Annotated in this window: 16 protein-coding genes and 1 pseudogene; 7 read left to right on the top strand and 10 right to left on the bottom strand. The window is 63.6% G+C overall.

Annotated features, from left to right (window positions below; genetic code table 11):
* Positions 1-22: 22 nt before the first annotated feature.
* The 7 genes and pseudogenes from alr to rpsF all read right to left on the bottom strand — a co-directional run bounded on the left by alr (position 23) and on the right by rpsF (position 6631).
* Positions 23-1168: an alanine racemase gene (gene alr, locus AUC70_RS10265; protein ID WP_206599365.1), complete on the bottom strand. Its 1146-nt coding sequence runs from the start codon at positions 1166-1168 to the stop codon at positions 23-25.
* Positions 1165-2667, bottom strand: a complete 1503-nt coding sequence (locus tag AUC70_RS10260) for a replicative DNA helicase (protein WP_069444778.1) — start codon at positions 2665-2667, stop codon at positions 1165-1167. The genes alr and AUC70_RS10260 overlap by 4 nt, the downstream gene beginning before the upstream one ends.
* Before the next feature lie 104 nt (positions 2668-2771).
* A complete protein-coding gene (locus AUC70_RS10255; protein WP_069444777.1) occupies positions 2772-4016 on the bottom strand; it encodes a cyclopropane fatty acid synthase in 1245 nt (414 codons plus the stop codon).
* Between the two features lie 138 nt (positions 4017-4154).
* Positions 4155-4790: a 50S ribosomal protein L9 gene (gene rplI / locus AUC70_RS10250; protein ID WP_069444776.1), complete on the bottom strand. Its 636-nt coding sequence runs from the start codon at positions 4788-4790 to the stop codon at positions 4155-4157.
* 39 nt (positions 4791-4829) lie between these two features.
* Positions 4830-5807, bottom strand: coding sequence for a DUF2232 domain-containing protein (locus tag AUC70_RS10245; protein ID WP_069444775.1), 978 nt, complete (start codon positions 5805-5807; stop codon positions 4830-4832).
* A gap of 125 nt (positions 5808-5932) precedes the next feature.
* Positions 5933-6177 (bottom strand): annotated as a pseudogene (gene rpsR / locus AUC70_RS10240) (30S ribosomal protein S18).
* On the bottom strand, positions 6089-6631 hold the full coding sequence (gene rpsF, locus AUC70_RS10235) for a 30S ribosomal protein S6 (protein WP_069444774.1): 543 nt from the start codon (positions 6629-6631) through the stop codon (positions 6089-6091). The pseudogene rpsR and the gene rpsF overlap by 89 nt, the downstream one beginning before the upstream one ends.
* A 347-nt stretch (positions 6632-6978) precedes the next feature.
* On the opposite strand from rpsF, the gene fabD reads away from it, so the two are divergent.
* The 7 genes from fabD to gmk all read left to right on the top strand — a co-directional run bounded on the left by fabD (position 6979) and on the right by gmk (position 13781).
* Positions 6979-7920: an ACP S-malonyltransferase gene (fabD, locus tag AUC70_RS10230; protein ID WP_069444773.1), complete on the top strand. Its 942-nt coding sequence runs from the start codon at positions 6979-6981 to the stop codon at positions 7918-7920.
* 32 nt (positions 7921-7952) lie between these two features.
* The gene (gene fabG / locus AUC70_RS10225) at positions 7953-8690 is read left to right on the top strand and encodes a 3-oxoacyl-[acyl-carrier-protein] reductase (RefSeq protein WP_069444772.1); all 738 of its coding nucleotides are present in this window, start codon (positions 7953-7955) and stop codon (positions 8688-8690) included.
* A 256-nt stretch (positions 8691-8946) separates the two neighbouring features.
* Positions 8947-9183: an acyl carrier protein gene (locus AUC70_RS10220; RefSeq protein WP_045367288.1), complete on the top strand. Its 237-nt coding sequence runs from the start codon at positions 8947-8949 to the stop codon at positions 9181-9183.
* A 113-nt stretch (positions 9184-9296) separates the two neighbouring features.
* On the top strand, positions 9297-10562 hold the full coding sequence (gene fabF, locus AUC70_RS10215) for a beta-ketoacyl-ACP synthase II (protein WP_069444771.1): 1266 nt from the start codon (positions 9297-9299) through the stop codon (positions 10560-10562).
* 94 nt (positions 10563-10656) lie between these two features.
* Entirely contained in the window at positions 10657-12081 is a 1425-nt protein-coding gene (gene mltG / locus AUC70_RS10210) for an endolytic transglycosylase MltG (RefSeq protein WP_083241471.1), read from the top strand.
* A gap of 173 nt (positions 12082-12254) precedes the next feature.
* On the top strand, positions 12255-13142 hold the full coding sequence (locus AUC70_RS10205; RefSeq protein ID WP_069444769.1) for a YicC/YloC family endoribonuclease: 888 nt from the start codon (positions 12255-12257) through the stop codon (positions 13140-13142).
* Between the two features lie 9 nt (positions 13143-13151).
* Positions 13152-13781 (top strand): guanylate kinase, encoded by a 630-nt coding sequence (gene gmk / locus AUC70_RS10200; protein ID WP_069444768.1) that lies wholly within the window; start codon positions 13152-13154, stop codon positions 13779-13781.
* A gap of 35 nt (positions 13782-13816) precedes the next feature.
* Here the strand turns inward: gmk and rsmA are convergent, their stop codons facing one another.
* Genes rsmA through AUC70_RS10185 form a run of 3 tightly spaced genes read right to left on the bottom strand, consistent with a single transcriptional unit; the run spans position 13817 to position 16681 of the window.
* The gene (gene rsmA, locus AUC70_RS10195) at positions 13817-14665 is read right to left on the bottom strand and encodes a 16S rRNA (adenine(1518)-N(6)/adenine(1519)-N(6))-dimethyltransferase RsmA (RefSeq protein ID WP_069444767.1); all 849 of its coding nucleotides are present in this window, start codon (positions 14663-14665) and stop codon (positions 13817-13819) included.
* Complete coding sequence (gene pdxA, locus AUC70_RS10190; protein ID WP_069444766.1) at positions 14662-15690, bottom strand: 4-hydroxythreonine-4-phosphate dehydrogenase PdxA; 1029 nt, start codon at positions 15688-15690, stop codon at positions 14662-14664. Before pdxA ends, rsmA begins: the two co-directional genes overlap by 4 nt.
* Positions 15691-15742: 52 nt before the next feature.
* Entirely contained in the window at positions 15743-16681 is a 939-nt protein-coding gene (locus AUC70_RS10185) for a SurA N-terminal domain-containing protein (RefSeq protein ID WP_069444765.1), read from the bottom strand.
* Positions 16682-16686 lie beyond the last annotated feature (5 nt).

Genomic DNA, 16686 nt, shown 5'->3' with positions numbered 1-16686 from the left:
CTAGTACGTTACGCGCCCCTGCTTAGCTGCCGATGTAGCGGCGCGAGGCCCGGTTGCCGAGGCTCGTCAGCACTTCGTAGTCGATCGTCCCCGCTTGAGCCGCCATGGCGTGCGCGCTGACATTGGGACCGAGAAGCTCGACCCAGGCGCCGCGTTGGCAAAAAGCCTCAGGAACGTCCGTCACGTCCACGCTGATGAGGTCCATGGAGACGCGTCCCAGGATCGGCACCGGGTAGGGCCCGAGATAGCCGGTCAGCCCCTTTTCGCCGTCGCCGGCGGAGAGGGCCCGGAACAAACCGTCCGCGTAGCCGGCCGACACCACGGCGATACGGGTGGGCCGGTCGAGGGTCCGAGTCGCGCCATAGCCGACGGTCTCGCCTATTTCGGCATCGCGAATTTGTAGAATCCGGCCCATCAAGTGCACGACCGAGCGGAACGGGCTCTCGCCCTGCCGTTGAGGGTGGCCGCCATAGAGCGCAATGCCGGGCCGCACCAGATCGTAGTGATAGTCGCGTCCAAGCAGAATGCCGGCGGAATTTGCAAGGCTCGTCGGCGCTTCCGGGAACATCGCGCGCAGCACGTCGAAACGCGTGCGCTGCTGCGCGTTCTTGGCGTGGGTGCAGTCATCGGCGCAGGCGAGATGGCTCATGACGAGGGACAAGGCCACTGTCTGCCAAAGCTCGGCGATGCCGGTGACCTCGTCGATGTCGGTGCCCGACAGGCCGAGCCGGTTCATGCCGGTGTCGAGGTGGACGGCGCAGGGCAGGGCCTCGCGGACATGGGTGCAATAGCCGGCCCACTCGCGGACCTCTCTGGCACTGTTGAGGACGGGACGAAGATTGTGGGCGTGGAAGCTGGCGGCCGTCCCGGCCAGGAGGCCGTTCAGCACGTAGATCATCGCCTCGGGTAATAGGGTGCGCAGGTCGATCGCTTCGCTGATGGTGGCTACGAAATAGGTCCGGCAGCCGGTGCGCCAGAGCACGGCAGCGGCTTGCGCCATGCCCAGACCGTATGCGTCCGCTTTCACGACAGCCGCGCATTCCGCCGGGCGCGTGCGTTCGCATAAGTCGCGGTAGTTTTCGGCAAGCGCGCCAAGATCGATCGTCAGGATCGCGGTCTCGTGCGTGTCGTTGCCGGGGCTCTGTGGCCGCGCTGCCGCGCCGCTCACTCCATCCGGTCCGGCAGACGCTCCGAGGCCGCGAGATTGGAGAAGCGGGTGAACTCCGGAGAGAACTGCAGCGTCACCGATCCCGTCGGTCCGTGGCGCTGTTTGCCCACGATGACCTCGGCCTTGCCCATGACGGCTTCCATGTCCTGTTGCCACTGTCTGTGCTCTTCGGTGTTCTCGCGCGGCTGGCTGCGCTCTAGGTAGTATTCCTCGCGGAACACGAACATTACCACATCGGCATCCTGTTCGATGGACCCCGATTCACGCAAATCCGCCAGCTGCGGCCGCTTGTCATCCCTCTGCTCGACCTGACGGGAGAGCTGTGAGAGCGCGAGAATAGGCACGTGGAGCTCTTTGGCCAGGGCTTTCAACCCGGTGGTGATCTCGGAGACCTCCTGGACGCGGCCCTCCTGGGCGCGGCGGGAGGACCCTGTTAAGAGCTGAAGGTAGTCTACGATAACAAACCCAAGCCCTCGCTGCCTTTTCAGGCGCCGTGCGCGAGCGGCAAGCTGGGCCACGGAGATACCGCCCGTCTGGTCGATGAAGAGCGGGAGATTCTGGAGTTCCTGCGAGGCCTCGACGATGCGGTCGAAATCGTTGGAGTCGATGCGGCCGCGGCGGATCTTCTCCGAGGAGATCTGGGACTGCTCGGAAATGATACGGGTCGCCAGCTGCTCCGCCGACATTTCCAGGGAGAAGAAACCCACCACAGCGCCGTCCGTCGCTTCGCCTGAATTGGGATCGGCGGCGTAGGCCTTGGCCACGTGATAGGCGATGTTGGTCGCGAGCGCCGTCTTGCCCATGGAGGGACGTCCCGCGAGGATCACGAGGTCGGAAGCCTGAAGGCCGCCCATGCGCTGGTCGAGGTCGGCGAACCCGGTGGCAAGTCCCGACAGGCCGCCGTCGCGCTGGTAGGCGTTCGCGGCCATGTCGATCGCGTCGGTGAGGGCAGACGAAAACGGTTCGAAGCCGGCGCCGTATTTGCCCGTTTCAGCCAGCTCGTAGAGGCGCTGTTCGGCTTCTTCGATTTGCTTCGAGGGCTCCGCGTCGATCGGTGAGTCATAGGCCGTGTTGACCATGCCCTCGCCGATGTCGATCAGGTTCCGGCGGACGGCCAGATCGTAGACCGTGCGGCCATAATCCTCGGCGTTGATGATCGTCGTGGCGTTGGCGGCGAGGCGCCCCAGATATTGGGGAACGGTGAGATCGCCGACGGGCGGGTCCGCCTGGAAGAAGGTCTTGAGCGTGATGGGCGTCGCGCGCTTGCCGCCCATGATCAGCTTGGCCGCGCTTTCGAAGATGCGCCCATGAAGCGGATCGAAGAAGTGATCGGGCTTCAGGAAGCTCGAGACCCGGTCCAGCGCCTCGTTGTTCACGAGGATGGCGCCGAGCAGGTCCTGTTCGGCCTCCAGATTATTGGGGGCTTCCCGATAGTCCGGGGCCTCGGGGTGGGGCTCGTGATGCGGCCCCTGGGGCGTCTGGCGAATCAGTGCGGTCATACCCAACAGTAGACAATTGCCAGGGGCCGACCAGATGTCAGTCCTGTGAACAACGGGGAGATCGTGCCCAAACTCACAGGCTAATTTGGCGCTCGGGCCGCGTCTTACGAGCGCGCGGCGCGCGCCTGGTCTGCGCGGGCCCGCAGATCCCGCTCGCGGTCCGTCATGTAGTCGCGAGTCAGGGGCAGAGCGTCCACTGACTTGGCCAGCTGGATCTGAAAGACCATGAGCTTCTGGTAGCGGAAGCCCGCTTCCGAGCAAGCCAGATACATCTCCCACATCCGGCAGAATCGCTCGCCGAATTTCTCCGCCGCCGTATGCCAGGCGCTACGGAAGCGTTGCCGCCAGTGGCGCAGCGTCGTCGCATAGTGCAAGCGCAGGATCTCCACATCCGTGGTGAGCAGGCCTTCGCGCTCGATCGCAGGCATAACCTCGCTCAAGGCCGGAATGTAGCCGCCCGGGAAGATGTACTTCGCAATGAACGGATTGGTTGCGGTAGGAGCATCGAATTGACCGATCGAATGCACGAGAGCCACGCCCCGGTCGGTCAGCAACCGTTCCAGCTGCCGGAAGAACTGCCTGTAATGAGCGGTCCCGACATGTTCGAACATGCCAACCGATACGATGCGATCGAACTGGCCCTCGAGATCGCGATAGTCGCACAGCTCGAACCGGACAGCCTTCGATAGTCCCTCGGCGGCCGCGCGGTCGCGGGCGACTTTGAGTTGCTCCTCGCTCAGCGTGATTCCGGTCACGTCCACATGGGCGGTCTTGGCGAGATGCAGCGCCAGTCCACCCCAGCCCGCACCGATATCGAGCACCCGCATTCCATCCGACAGGTTGAGCTTCGCTGCGATGTGGCGCTTTTTGGCTTCCTGCGCATCCTCGAGCGACTGGCCGTCCTCCTCGAAATAGGCGCAGGAGTACTGACGGTCCGGGTCGAGGAACAGATCGTAGAGCGAACCGTCGATATCGTAGTGGTGGGCGACGTTCCGCCGGGAGCGTTTGGTGAGGTTGTAGTGCTGCAATCGCAGGGCCGCGCCACGAATGCTGTCGAGCGCCAGAACCCAGCCGGGGCGCCGTTGCCACGACGCGTTGATCAGTACGAGTTCGAGAAGATCGTAGAGCGTGCCCTGTTCGAGAACGAGGCGCCGGTCCATGTAGGCTTCGCCCACCGCGAGGGACGCATTGAAGAAGATCTGCCTCTCGGTACGTTTGTCTTGAATGCGGGCGATGACGGGGCTGCCGGTGCCATCGCCGAACACATGAATTCGGCCCTCGGCGTCTACCAACTGCAGGTGGCCGGTCTTGATGGTCCGCCCAAGAATGAGTTTGAGCGGGCGAAACATGTCAGATCACGCGACAGATCATGTGTTCGGGGCCCGTTGTTACCGAAGTTGAGCCTCGCATATCCTAGGCAGAGGAGGCAGGCGAAACAACAACCTGCCTCCTCGAATACCTAATGGTTCGTGTCGCGTATTGTCGCGCTATGCGGACTCTGCGCCGTCCTCTTTCGTCTCCTCCTCGGAGAATTCTTCGGCGGCCTCGTCGGCGTCTTCGGGCTCCACGCCTTCTTCGAAGAGCGCTTCGCCGGCGGCAAGCGCTTCGGCTGCCTCTTCTTCCTCGTCGGTCAGCTCCTGGGTCACATCTTCACCGCGTGCCTGGCGCTCGGCCTCGTCCTCGGTGCGGGCGACGTTGACGATCACGGTCGGAACGACCTCGCCATGCAGGGCGACGCGGACCTCGTGGAGACCAAGGGTCTTGATGGGCTTGTCGAGCAGCACTTGGCGGCGCTCGATCGAGAAGCCGCCTTCGGTGACGGCCGTGGCGATGTCGCGGGTCGACACGGAGCCGTAGAGCTGCCCGGTGTCGCCGGCCTGACGGATAACCACGAAGCGCTCGCCGGCCAGTTTCCCGGACACGGCTTCGGCTTCGGTCTTGCGCTCCAGGTCACGCGCTTCGAGCTGCGCGCGCTCGTTTTCGAAATGAGCGCGATTGGCTTCGGTTGCGCGGAGAGCTTTGCCTTGCGGCAGAAGAAAGTTGCGGGCGTAGCCGTCCTTTACGTTGACCACATCGCCGATTTGTCCGAGGCGGCCGATGCGCTCCAGCAGGATGATTTCCATGGTTCAGTACTCCTAGTCTTTGTCTTTCAGTCGTCAGTGTTAGTCGTGGGTATTGTCGTCGTCAGTTTTGGTCGGGGCGGCCGAAGCGCGTCCCCGCAGGCCGAACACCGGTTCGCCAAGTCCGAGAATGGCGACGAGGATCGCCACCCAGCCGAGAAGCAAAACGGCGAGATAGAGGACCACCAGCAGGACCGTGCGGAACGGCATGCCGAGCGTGTAGAAGTGGATGACCGCGAGGCCCTGAAGCAGGTAGGCAATCAAGAACGCACCTGCGAACCCGGTGCCGATCAAACCGAGGATTCCGGGAACGAAGGACAGGGCCAGGGCCACGGCGAAGGCAATGACCATCGCATTGGGAATTTCGAGGGCGTGAAAGTTCGGCCAAGGACGCAAAGCGTGGCCCGAGCCTTTTGCGATCGCACCGCCCAGCCACATGTTGAACAGCGCGATGGTGATCCACACGATCGCCATGACCGCGGGCAGGGCACGCGTCAGAAGAGTCCGTAAATTCTCGGTGGCCTCGGGCGTCCAGACTTCGTTGTCCGCGCCCAGCGTTTCGTGGATCACCGGAATCATTTGATCGATGGCCGCCTGGTAACGGGTCATGTCGGGGCCGAGAAGCAGGACCATCAACGAGGCGATCACGCCGGCCATGATAGCGGCGGCGGCGACGAGCCGGCCGGCTGGATACCAAGCGATGATCTGCTTGGCGTTGCCGGCGGGGTCGGGAACGGTCCGATGCTGCAGGCTGAGCTGGACCAGGATCGTGGCCGGAATCGCCACGGTGACCGCGTAGACGATGCCTGGCGAAGCGCCGAGTACGAGTAGGGTGAGGATCGCTCCCACAAATCCGGCGAGCGTGACGGACTGCCTGCCCCAGGCGAGACCCGCGAGGCAAAGCGGCAACGGACAAAGATAGAGAATGAGACCGGCCAGCGCCGCCGAAACGACGGCGGACGCGAACAGCGCCGCTGAAACCAGGCCTGCGCCTGCGCCTATGAGAAGATGTGCCGGCATTGATCTCGCTGTCCCGCTTGCCTTCTGGGGCGGTTAGGGGTGGAACGTGCGCCCACCCCAACTTTCGATTCGATGTGTCGCCGGGCCCGGAGGCCCAAGCTTTTGCTACTTCTTAGTCTGAAGCCTTACTGGATCAGATAAGGCAGCAGGCCGAGGAAGCGCGCCCGCTTGATCGCGCGCGCAATTCGCGTTGCTTCTTGGCGGACACGGCCGTGATCCGGCTCGGCACCATCTTGCCGCGCTCGGAGACGTAACGCTGCAGCAGCTTCACGTCCTTGTAGTCAATCTTCGGGGCCTTGTCGCCCGAGAAGGGGCAGGTCTTGCGCCGGCGATAGAACGGGCGGCGCGCTTGGATCGTTGTCGCGCTCATTAGGAAGCATCCTCGCTAGCGGCTTTGGGGGCGGCGCTCCGATCGGAGTGGGACGTCGCGGGGCGGGACGATCGCCACGGTCGTGATCGCGATCACGGCGCGGGCCACGGCGGCCATCGCGCTCGTCACGGTCGGAACGGCGCATCATCGCGGAGGGACCGTCCTCGTGCTCGTCCACACGAACGGTCAGGAAGCGGATAACGTCCGTGGACAGACCCATCTGACGTTCCATTTCGGCCACGGCCTCGTGGGGGGCGTCGATGTTCATCAGCGTGTAGTGCGCCTTCCGGTTCTTTTTCACCCGGTAGGCGAGGGACTTGAGACCCCAATACTCGGTCTTGGCGATCTTTCCGCCATTCTCCTCGATCAGAGAGCGGAAGGTCTCCTGCAGGCCTTCGACCTGCTGTGTCGATACGTCCTGGCGCGCCAGGAACACGTGTTCATAGAGAGGCATGGTGTGCCTTTCCTTCTTCTTCGTTGCTCCGGCGCGAAGCCTCGTCGTGGGCGCTATGAAGGAAAGGCCCAAGAAGTAGCTCTAAAGAGCGCAAGCCCAGAAGAGCGGAGACACGGGAGGCGGATTTCTCCTGCCGTCAGGCCCATTATTCATGAGCCAAAAAACGGTCCTCCGTTCAGCCTCCGACCGGAGCGGCTACTGGAAGCTGGGCTTTATAGTGGTTTGCGGACGCTTTGCAAGGCAAATGGGGAGGCCGGCCGGACGGTACTTATGCCCGCTTGACAGGCCAGATTGAAACAGTGTCTTTGGCGACCTTCCGATAAACAACGCGCCGTTCTTTCAAGATAATGAGTATTGCCTTCGTTTTTCCCGGCCAGGGGAGCCAAGCTGTCGGCATGGGCGCTGGATTGGCCCAAGCTTTTCCGGCGGCCAAAGCTGTTTTCGACGAGGTAGACGAGGCCCTGGACCAGAAGCTCTCCACGCTGATGTGGGAAGGGCCGGAAGGCGATCTGACCCTCACGGAAAACGCCCAGCCGGCGCTGATGGCGGTCTCGCTCGCGGCGATGCGGGCTCTGGAAAAGACGGGATTCTCTTTGCCGGACAAGGTCGCCTATGTGGCTGGGCACTCCTTGGGTGAGTATTCGGCGCTGGCCGCGTCCGGCGCGCTGAGCCTCGCCGACACGGCGCGGCTGCTGAAGATCCGCGGGAAGGCGATGCAGGAAGCGGTTCCGGTGGGCGAGGGCGCCATGGCCGCGCTGCTCGGGGCCGATTTGCCGCAGGCGCAAGAGCTGGCGGAAGCGGCGAGCGAGGGCGAGTGCTGCCAGGCGGCCAACGACAATGCGCCGGGCCAGGTCGTGATTTCGGGCAAGAAGACGGCCATCGAACGAGCGGTTGCGCTCGCACCTAAGTTCGGCGCGCGCCGCGCCGTCCTGCTGCCCGTGAGTGCACCGTTCCATTGCGCGCTGATGCAACCCGCCGCCGAGGCCATGGCCGCGGCGCTGGCGGATGTGACCATTTCGGAGCCATGCGTGCCGGTTGTGGCGAACGTGCTTGCCGAGCCCATTACCGATCCGGAAGCCATTCGGACCCGTCTCGTCGAGCAGGTGACGGGCATGGTGCGCTGGCGGGAGACGATGCAGTTCCTCGCGAACAACGGCGTCGACAAGATGTACGAGGTCGGCGCGGGCCGTGTGCTGACGGGTATGGCGCGGCGCCTCGACGGCGTCGATGCCAGCAGCGTCGGAACGCCGGAAGAATTGGAGAGCGCCGCCGCCGCATTGAACGGCTAGGCGGGCGCAAAGCTTTAGGGAGAGATTCGATTATGTTCGACCTCAGTGGGAAGGGTGCTTTGGTGACGGGCGCGACAGGCGGAATTGGCGGCGCTATCGCCAAGGCTCTGCACGATCAGGGCGCGACCGTGGCGATTTCGGGCACCAACGCTGCGAAGCTGGAGAAGCTCGCCGGCGAACTCGGCGACCGGGTCTTCGTGCTTCCCTGCGATCTGCGCGACCGCACGGCCGTCGCCGCGCTCGCGGACGATGCGGAGAAAGCTCTCGGTCAGGTCGATATCCTCGTGAACAACGCGGGCATCACCAAGGACAATCTCTTCATGCGGATGAAGGACGAGGAGTGGGACGACGTGTTGTCGGTCAACCTCACCTCCGTCTTCACGCTCACGCGCGGCGTGCTGCGCGGCATGATGCGCCGCCGCGGCGGGCGTATCGTCAATATCGCGTCGATCTCGGGCGTGCTCGGCAATCCGGGGCAGGGCAACTACGCTGCCTCCAAGGCCGGTCTCGTGGGCATGACCAAGTCGCTGGCCCGTGAGGTCGCCGCGCGGGGTATCACCGCCAACTGCATTGCGCCGGGCTTTATCTCCACGCCCATGACGGAGGCCTTGACCGAGAAGCAAACCGAGGCTATTGCCGCCGCCATTCCGGCGCAGGTCTTCGGCAAGCCGGAGGACGTTGCGGCCGCGGTCGTGTTTTTCTCAAGCGAAGAAGCATCTTACGTCACTGGCGAGACGATGCATGTGAACGGCGGGATGATCATGGTCTGAGGGCCATGGCGGCGGCGTCCGGCACGGACGTGATTTGGAATTTTTGTAAACGGGACTGCGAGTTAGGGGCTTCTGGCAAAGTCAATTAGAGTATGCTACGCAATCGGCCGTTTGCGGGGGCTTGACAAAGGGCAATCCCGCCGCGATCAACCCTCCTGACTAGCCATTAGAGGGTGTCTTGGGCCGGGGGCTGAATGCTCTGAGGTACGCGAGGCCAATAGGGATCTATGAGAGTTGAAGGGACGGTGAGGAGGACATGAGCGATATCTCTGAGCGCGTAAAAAAGATTGTTGTCGAGCATCTCGGTGTTGAGGCCGACAAGGTGACTGACAACGCAAGCTTCATCGACGATCTCGGGGCGGACAGCCTCGACACGGTCGAACTGGTGATGGCTTTCGAGGAAGAGTTCGGCTGTGAGATTCCGGACGATGCCGCCGAGACGATCTTGACGGTCGGCGACGCCATCAAGTTCCTCGAGAAGAACTCGGCCTAAAGCAGGCTGCCCGATCAGCCCAGGCGGTTGATCTCGAACTTCAGACCATGAGCGATCCGGCCCGAAAGGGCCCGATCCTCGAACTTTCTGTTTAAGGATCTGGCAAAGCCGCGATGCGACGTGTCGTCATTACAGGTCTCGGTCTCGTTTCACCCCTCGGCTCCGGCTATGAGTCTGCGTGGAAGCGTCTGACGGCGGGTGAAAATGCCGCCAAACACATCGAAGATTTCGACGTGTCCGATCTGTCGTGCCAGGTTGCCTGTCAGGTGCCCAGGGGCGACGGCAGCGACGGCTCGTTCAATCCGAACGATTGGATGGAGCCGAAGGAACAGCGCAAGGTCGATGATTTCATCATCTACGCGATGGGCGCTGCGACGCAGGCTCTTCAGGACGCCGGCTGGAAGCCCACGTCCTACGAAGATCAGACTCGCACGGGCGTTCTGATCGGGTCGGGCATCGGCGGCCTTCAGGGCATCGAGAAGACCTCGCTGCTGTTCAATGAGAAGGGGCCGCGCCGAGTCAGCCCGTTCTTCATTCCGGGACGCCTGATCAATCTGGCGTCGGGTTATGTCTCCATCGAACACGGACTGAAAGGTCCCAATCATTCGGTGGTGACGGCCTGCTCCACGGGTGCGCACGCAATCGGCGATGCCTCCCGGCTCGTCGCCTTCGGCGATGCGGACGTCATGGTCGCCGGCGGATCGGAATCGCCGGTGTGCCGCCTGTCCCTTGCCGGGTTTGCCGCCTGCCGCGCCCTGTCCACGAATTTCAACGACGCGCCCCAGAAGGCCTCTCGTCCCTATGACCGGGATCGCGACGGCTTCGTCATGGGCGAGGGGGCCGGTGTGGTCGTGGTCGAGGAACTCGAGCACGCCAAGGCGCGCGGGGCAACGATCTACGCCGAGATCATCGGCTACGGTCTTTCGGGTGACGCCTTCCACATCACGGCTCCGGCGGAGGACGGCGATGGCGCCTATCGCTGCATGACCGCTGCGGTGAAACGTGCGGGAATCGATGTGGCCGATATCGACTATATCAACGCCCACGGAACCTCGACGCCCATGGGCGACGAGATCGAGCTCGGTGCCGTAGAGCGTATGTTCGGAAATGCCGCCGGCAAGGTTTCCATGTCGTCGACGAAGTCGGCCACCGGCCATTTGCTCGGGGCAGCGGGTGCCGTCGAGGCGATCTTCTCGGTTCTGGCTATCCGGGACAACCTTGCGCCACCAACGCTCAATCTGGACAACCCGTCGGTCTCGACGGCAATCGACCTGGTGCCGCACAAGGCGCGGCAGCGTACGATCGATACCGTCCTGTCGAATTCGTTTGGCTTTGGCGGCACCAACGCCTCGTTGGTGATGCGCCGCTACGCCGCCTAGACGGTCGGTCCTTTTGCTTGCCAGGCGAAACACCCTTTCGCCATATTACCCCGGAATGTGGTGCCGTTGTCCTTAAGGTTCGCGCTCATCTAGCATGACTTCGTCGCGGAACACCCCTCCACCTCCGCAAGGAACGCGGCGCCGTATTTTCGTCGACCGGAAAACCGGACGGAAATACGTCGAGGATCCGGCCACAGGCCGCAAGATTCCGTATCAGCCGCCCGGTCAACAGCCCGGTCAGCCTCAAGCGGCAACTCCACCCCACCAGCCTCATCCCAAGCCTCCGGTCGCGCCCCGTCCCGCCGCGAACGTGGCGGCGAATAGCCCTGCCGAGGCGCTGGTGCCGCAGCGGCCGCCGGAACTGCCGCCTCAGGACGAAGACGACGACAACTCGCATCCGGTTCTGCGCTTGTTCGACGGGCTTCTCAATTTCGTTCTCATCGTGGCTGTCTTGGTGGCGTCGTTCTTCTACTTCCTGCGTGTTGAATTCGACCGCCCCGGCCCACTCCAAGTCTCGACGATCTTCGCGGTGCCGAAGGGGGCCAGCACGACGTCCATTGCGAACCGGCTCACCGAGGAAGGGGTCATCACGGATCGCCGCATCTTCATGGCGGCCATCTTCTATTTCATGCGGCTCAAGGGTGAGGGCACGCTGAAGGCCGGCGAGTACCAGTTCGATAAGCAGGCGACCATGCGCGAAGTGCTCAACACGCTGGTCGATGGAAAATCCGTTCAGTACAGAATCACGTTTCCGGAGGGCTGGACCAGCCAGCAGATCGTCGAGCGGATTTCCGCAAACGAAGAACTCGACGGCGGCGTGAGCGCCATCCCGCCGGAGGGGTCCTTGCTGCCCGATACCTATAGCTTCGGGACGAAGGATTCGAAGGAGGACATTCTCCAGCGCATGCAAGCCGCGCAGAGCAAGTTTCTGGCTCAAGTTTGGGAAGAGCGCGACCCGGACATCATGGTCAAGACGCCTGAAGAGGCCGTGATCCTGGCCTCCATCGTCGAGAAGGAGACGGGCATTGCGGAGGAGCGTCCGCGCATCGCGGCCGTCTTTAACAATAGGCTACGCAAGGGCATGCGTCTGCAGTCCGATCCCACCATCATTTACGGCATTTTCGGTGGGTCCGGCATGCGCGATCATCCTATTACGAAGGATGAGCTGAAACAGGAAAATCCGTACAACACCTATCAAATCGATGGCCTGCCACCGACGCCAATCGGCAATCCCGGCCGGGCCGCGATCGAGGCGGTTCTGAAGCCCGCGAAGACCGATGAGGTCTACTTCGTGGCCGACGGTACCGGCGGCCACATCTTTTCCACGACGCTCGCGGAGCATAATCGGAACGTCGTGAAGTGGCGGAAGATCGAGCGCGAGATCCGCGCGCGGCAGAAGGCCGAGGAGGAGGCCGCCAAATTGGCGGCCGAGCGTGGGATGCTCTTGCCGGAAGGCGAAGACGGCCTGACCCCGCCCGGGGGACCTGTCGGGTGGCCGTATCGCAACCCGATCCGATAGCCGTTCGGCGGCGATCGGTCTGACGCGACATCCATGCATACGCAAACGAGTGAGAACGCGGTAACGCCGGAGCATGCTTCGTGGCCGATTCGGTCCCGACTCGGGTATAAGTCCCGGCTATGTCGGTTCGCTAGGGCGGGCCGCGCCGCGTCGGGGAGGGGTGGGCAAGACCAATGACATTGAAAAGCATGACTGGCTTTGCCCGCGCCGACGGGACTCACGGCGACACGAACTGGTTCTGGGAGGTCCGCAGCGTGAACGGCCGGTCCTTGGACTTGCGCTTGCGCCTTCCCCCAGGGTTGGAGCGGCTCGAGCCCCAGGTGCGGGCGCGCTGCCAGGAGCAACTGGCGCGGGGCAATTGCACCATGTCGCTGTCGGTGAAGCGCGACGCCGGGCAATTGGAAATCCGGTTGAACGAGACGGCGCTGGCCGAGGCCTACGCCGTGGCGGAACAGGCGCGAAAGCAAACTCTTCTTGAACCTGCGAAGCTCGATACGCTTCTCGGTATGCGCGGGGTCGTCGAAGTCGCGGAGCCGGAGGAAAGCGACGAGCAGCGGGAAGCCTTCGCCGCCGCGCTGCTCGCCGGGCTGTCCGAGGCTCTCGATCAACTTGTTGCCGCGCGTGTCGCCGAGGGTGAGCGGCTCACCGAGGTCATCGAGGCGCAGCTCGCGGCCATCGAAACGCTTGTTGCCCAGGCCAAGGCCATCATGGCGAAGCAGCCGGAGCTGATCGCGACGCGGCTGCGTGATCAGATTGCCCGGCTGGATGAAGCCGGCGCGTCGCTCGATCCCGAGCGGTTGCATCAGGAAGGGCTCCTCTTGGCCGCGAAGGCCGACATACAAGAAGAGCTCGACCGGCTGATCGCTCATGTCGCCGCCGCACGCGAGCTGATTGCGAGCGGCCAGCCTGCGGGGCGTAAGCTCGAATTCCTGGCACAGGAGTTCAACCGTGAAGCCAACACCACCTGTTCCAAAGCAGCCGATATCGAGATCAGCAGGATTGGGCTCGAGCTCAAATCCGTCATCGATCAGCTGCGCGAGCAGGTTCAGAACATCGAGTGAGGCGAACAGATGAGCGCTCCCATGGAGACGATCAAACGTCGCGGCCTCATGCTGGTGCTGTCGTCGCCGTCCGGCGCGGGTAAGACGACGATCGCGCGGCGGGTTCTCGACGAAGATCCCGGCATTGCCGCTTCGATCTCGCATACGACGCGCGCACGGCGCCCCGGAGAAGTCGACGGCAGGGACTACCACTTCATCGACAAGCAGACCTTCACGAAGATGCGTGACGAGAAGGCCTTCCTGGAATGGGCTCTCGTGTTCGACAATTTCTACGGCACGACGCGGGCGCCGTGGACGAAGACCCTGGCGGACGGCCGTGACGTGCTGTTCGACGTAGATTGGCAAGGTGCGGACTCGCTTCGCGAGCAAGCCAATGACGATGTCGTCTCGGTCTTCGTCCTGCCGCCGACGGCCGGCGCGCTCGAGAAACGCCTAAAGGCACGGGCACAGGATTCCGATGATGTTGTTGCGCGCCGCATGGCGGGGGCCAGCAACGAAATCCAGCATTGGACCGCCTACGACTACGTGCTCGTCAATTTCGACGTGGACCAGTCCGTCGCGGCGGTGCATGCGGTGCTGGCGGCCGAACGTTTGAAGCGCACGCGCCCGGCTTGGACGGGTTCGTGCAGGGGCTGCTGACCGAACTCTAGTCGCCGGCCGACTCCGACCCGCCGCTATCCCTGCTGAGTGAGCGCGTTCGCGATACGGCAAAAGTCGGCGATGTCGAGCGTTTCGGCCCTGGCTTTGGGATCGAGACCAAGCGCCGTCAGCAGCGTCTCCGGATCGGGCGTGACTTGTTTGAGGCTGGCCCGGAGCATTTTGCGCCGCTGTCCGAAGGCGGCGGCGGTTACGCGCTCCAGCACCCTCACATCGCAAGGCGGCTCTGGATGCTCCTTCGGTACGAGCTTGACCACGGCCGAGGCGACTTTCGGCTTCGGCGTGAAGGCGTCCGGCGGTAGCGAGAAGAGGATGCGCGGGTCCGTGCGCCACTGGCACAGAACCGCGAGGCGTCCGTAGTCCTTGCCGCCGGAGGCGGCCACGATGCGCTCGGCGACCTCCCGCTGAAACATGAGCACGAGGCTGTCGAACCATGGCGGCCACGGACTGCTCTTGAGCCAACCGATCAGAAGGGGCGTGCCGACACTATAAGGAAGGTTGGCGACGAGGCGCGCAGGGCCGTGGATCGGTAAGGCGCCGTAGTCGACCTCGCGGGCATCGGCGCTCATGATCTCCAGCCGGTTCGGATAGGCCGCGGCGATGTCCTGGAGCGGCGCCAGACAGCGCTCGTCGCGTTCGATGACGATAACCTTGGCCGCGCCCTCCATAAGAAGAGCACGGGTCAGGCCGCCGGGACCCGGCCCCACCTCGACGACGGTGACACCTTCCAACGGCCCTGCGGAGCGCGCGATGCGCCGGGTGAGGTTGAGATCCAGCAGAAAGTTCTGACCGAGGCTCTTCTTTGCCGAGAGGCCCGCCGCTCGTATCACCTCCCGCAAGGGCGGCAGACCGTCCGGCGCGGTCATGCGCGAGAACCTGTGCCCTCGGCGGTCATGGCGTCCGCCAGCCGCAGGGCTCCGATGAGGCTTCTCGGGTTGGCTTTGCCGGTGCCGGCGATGTCGAAGGCGGTGCCATGGTCCGGTGAGGTACGCACGAAGGGCAGGCCGAGCGTGACATTGACGCCGTCTTCGAAGGCGAGCGTCTTGAACGGCACCAGGGCCTGATCGTGATACATGCAGATCGCCACGTCGTAACGCTCTCGGGCCGCTTCATGAAACAGCGTGTCCGCCGGGTAGGGGCCATGGACATCGAGACCCGCGTCTTGCGCCGCGAGGATCGTGCTCGCGATGATGTCGGTCTCCTCGCGGCCGAGACTGCCGTCCTCTCCGGCATGCGGGTTGAGGCCGCTCACGGCGATCCGTGGCCGCGCGAGCCCGAAGCGCCGGCGCATGTCCCGGTCGGTGATCGCGATGGTTTTCATCAGCAGGTCGCGCGTCAGGGCGGCGGGCACGTCCTTCAACGGGATGTGGATGGTTACGGGGACGACTTTCAGAATGTCGGACGCGAGCATCATGACGGGATGCGGGGCCTGGCCGTCCGCCGAGGCGAGCGCAGCCAAATATTCCGTATGCCCCGGAAAGGTGAAGCCGGCCTGGTACAGATTCGATTTGGAAATCGGATTGGTCACGACGGCCCGCGCTTCGCCGGACTGAACCATTTCGACGGCCGCTTCTATGGAGGCGGTCACGGCCGCCTGGGAGCCGGGCTCGGGCGTACCCGGCTGCACCGGAACCGGTACGGGAATCGGAAGGATCGGCAAGGCGTCGGCGAATACGTCGACCGCCTCCATGGGGCGCGCAACGGTCTCAACCCGAACGGTCAGGCCGAGCTGCTTGGCACGCGCTTCCAGGTATGGCTTTGTCGCGAGATAGACAAACGGAGGCAGCTGTTCGCGGTGCCGTGCCTCGAAGGCAAGCAAGGTAACGTCCGGACCGATGCCGGCTGGGTCGCCGATGGTCAGGGCGAGGGGCTTAGGGACCGGGACTGACATGCGCAATGGCCTAGCATGCCTGGGCGCTTAGGAACATCGCTGCAGCGCGCGGTTAGCGGTACTCGATGAACGCCTTTTCGCGGAGTTCTACCAGGTATTGCTCCGCCTTCTCCTTGAGCTCCTCGTTCATGATTTTCCGCTCGGTTTCGTCACGGATGTTGAGGTCGCCTGTGGCCGCGGCGGACGCCCCGCCGCAGACGGCATAGAGCTCGACACCGGCACGGCTCACCGTGGGCGGCGTCATCTGTCCTACCTTGGCGTTGCGGACCAGGATGCGCGCGGGAGATCCGAGCGTCGTGGCGTCCTGGACCTTGAGGTTACGGATGGTGGCGCCCTGTACGCCTTTGGCGAGGGTCTGAACGCTGCCGCACCCCCGAAACTGGGCCCGTAGGTTCTCGGCTTCCGCCACTCTGGCCGCGACGGTCTTTTGGTTGGCGCCATTGGAGAGGGGGAGGCGCAGCTGCTTGAGACCCCCCGAAGACGACCCGCTACCGGTCTCCGCCAGCGCTTCGTCGATCTGAGCATCGTTCACGTTCACTTCACGGCGGAATTTTTGCTGGACGACGCGCTGCCAGACCATCTGGGCACTGATACGGTTTTTCAAGGTACGGATGTTGACGCCCGAACGTGCCAGAGCCGTCGTCAGACCGGCGGCATCGAGATTGTTCTGGGAGGCCATGCCATCCAGAACCCGCGTCACCTCCGCGTCGCTGGGCGTAATGCCGAGCTTCCGGCCTTCCTGGAGCTGGAGGTGCTCCGTGATCAGCATTTCCGTGGTCTTCTTAGTGAGTTCCGGACCAGGCTGCGCCTTGGCGGTCAGCTGCAGAAATCTCTCACGCTGTGCGATGTCGTAGTCGGAGATTGGATCGTCGTTGACCAACAGCTTGATCTTTACGTCCTGCGCCTGGGCGCCGAAAGCGGCGAGCAGCAACAGCAGCACGCCCGCGGTGGCGGCGAAAACTCGCTTCAGGTTTGACGGTGCAAGGCTCATCGCTG

The sequence above is a fragment of the Methyloceanibacter stevinii genome (assembly GCF_001723355.1).
GTDB classification, from domain to species: domain Bacteria; phylum Pseudomonadota; class Alphaproteobacteria; order Rhizobiales; family Methyloligellaceae; genus Methyloceanibacter; species Methyloceanibacter stevinii.
This window is presented reverse-complemented; position numbering and strand designations above follow the sequence as displayed.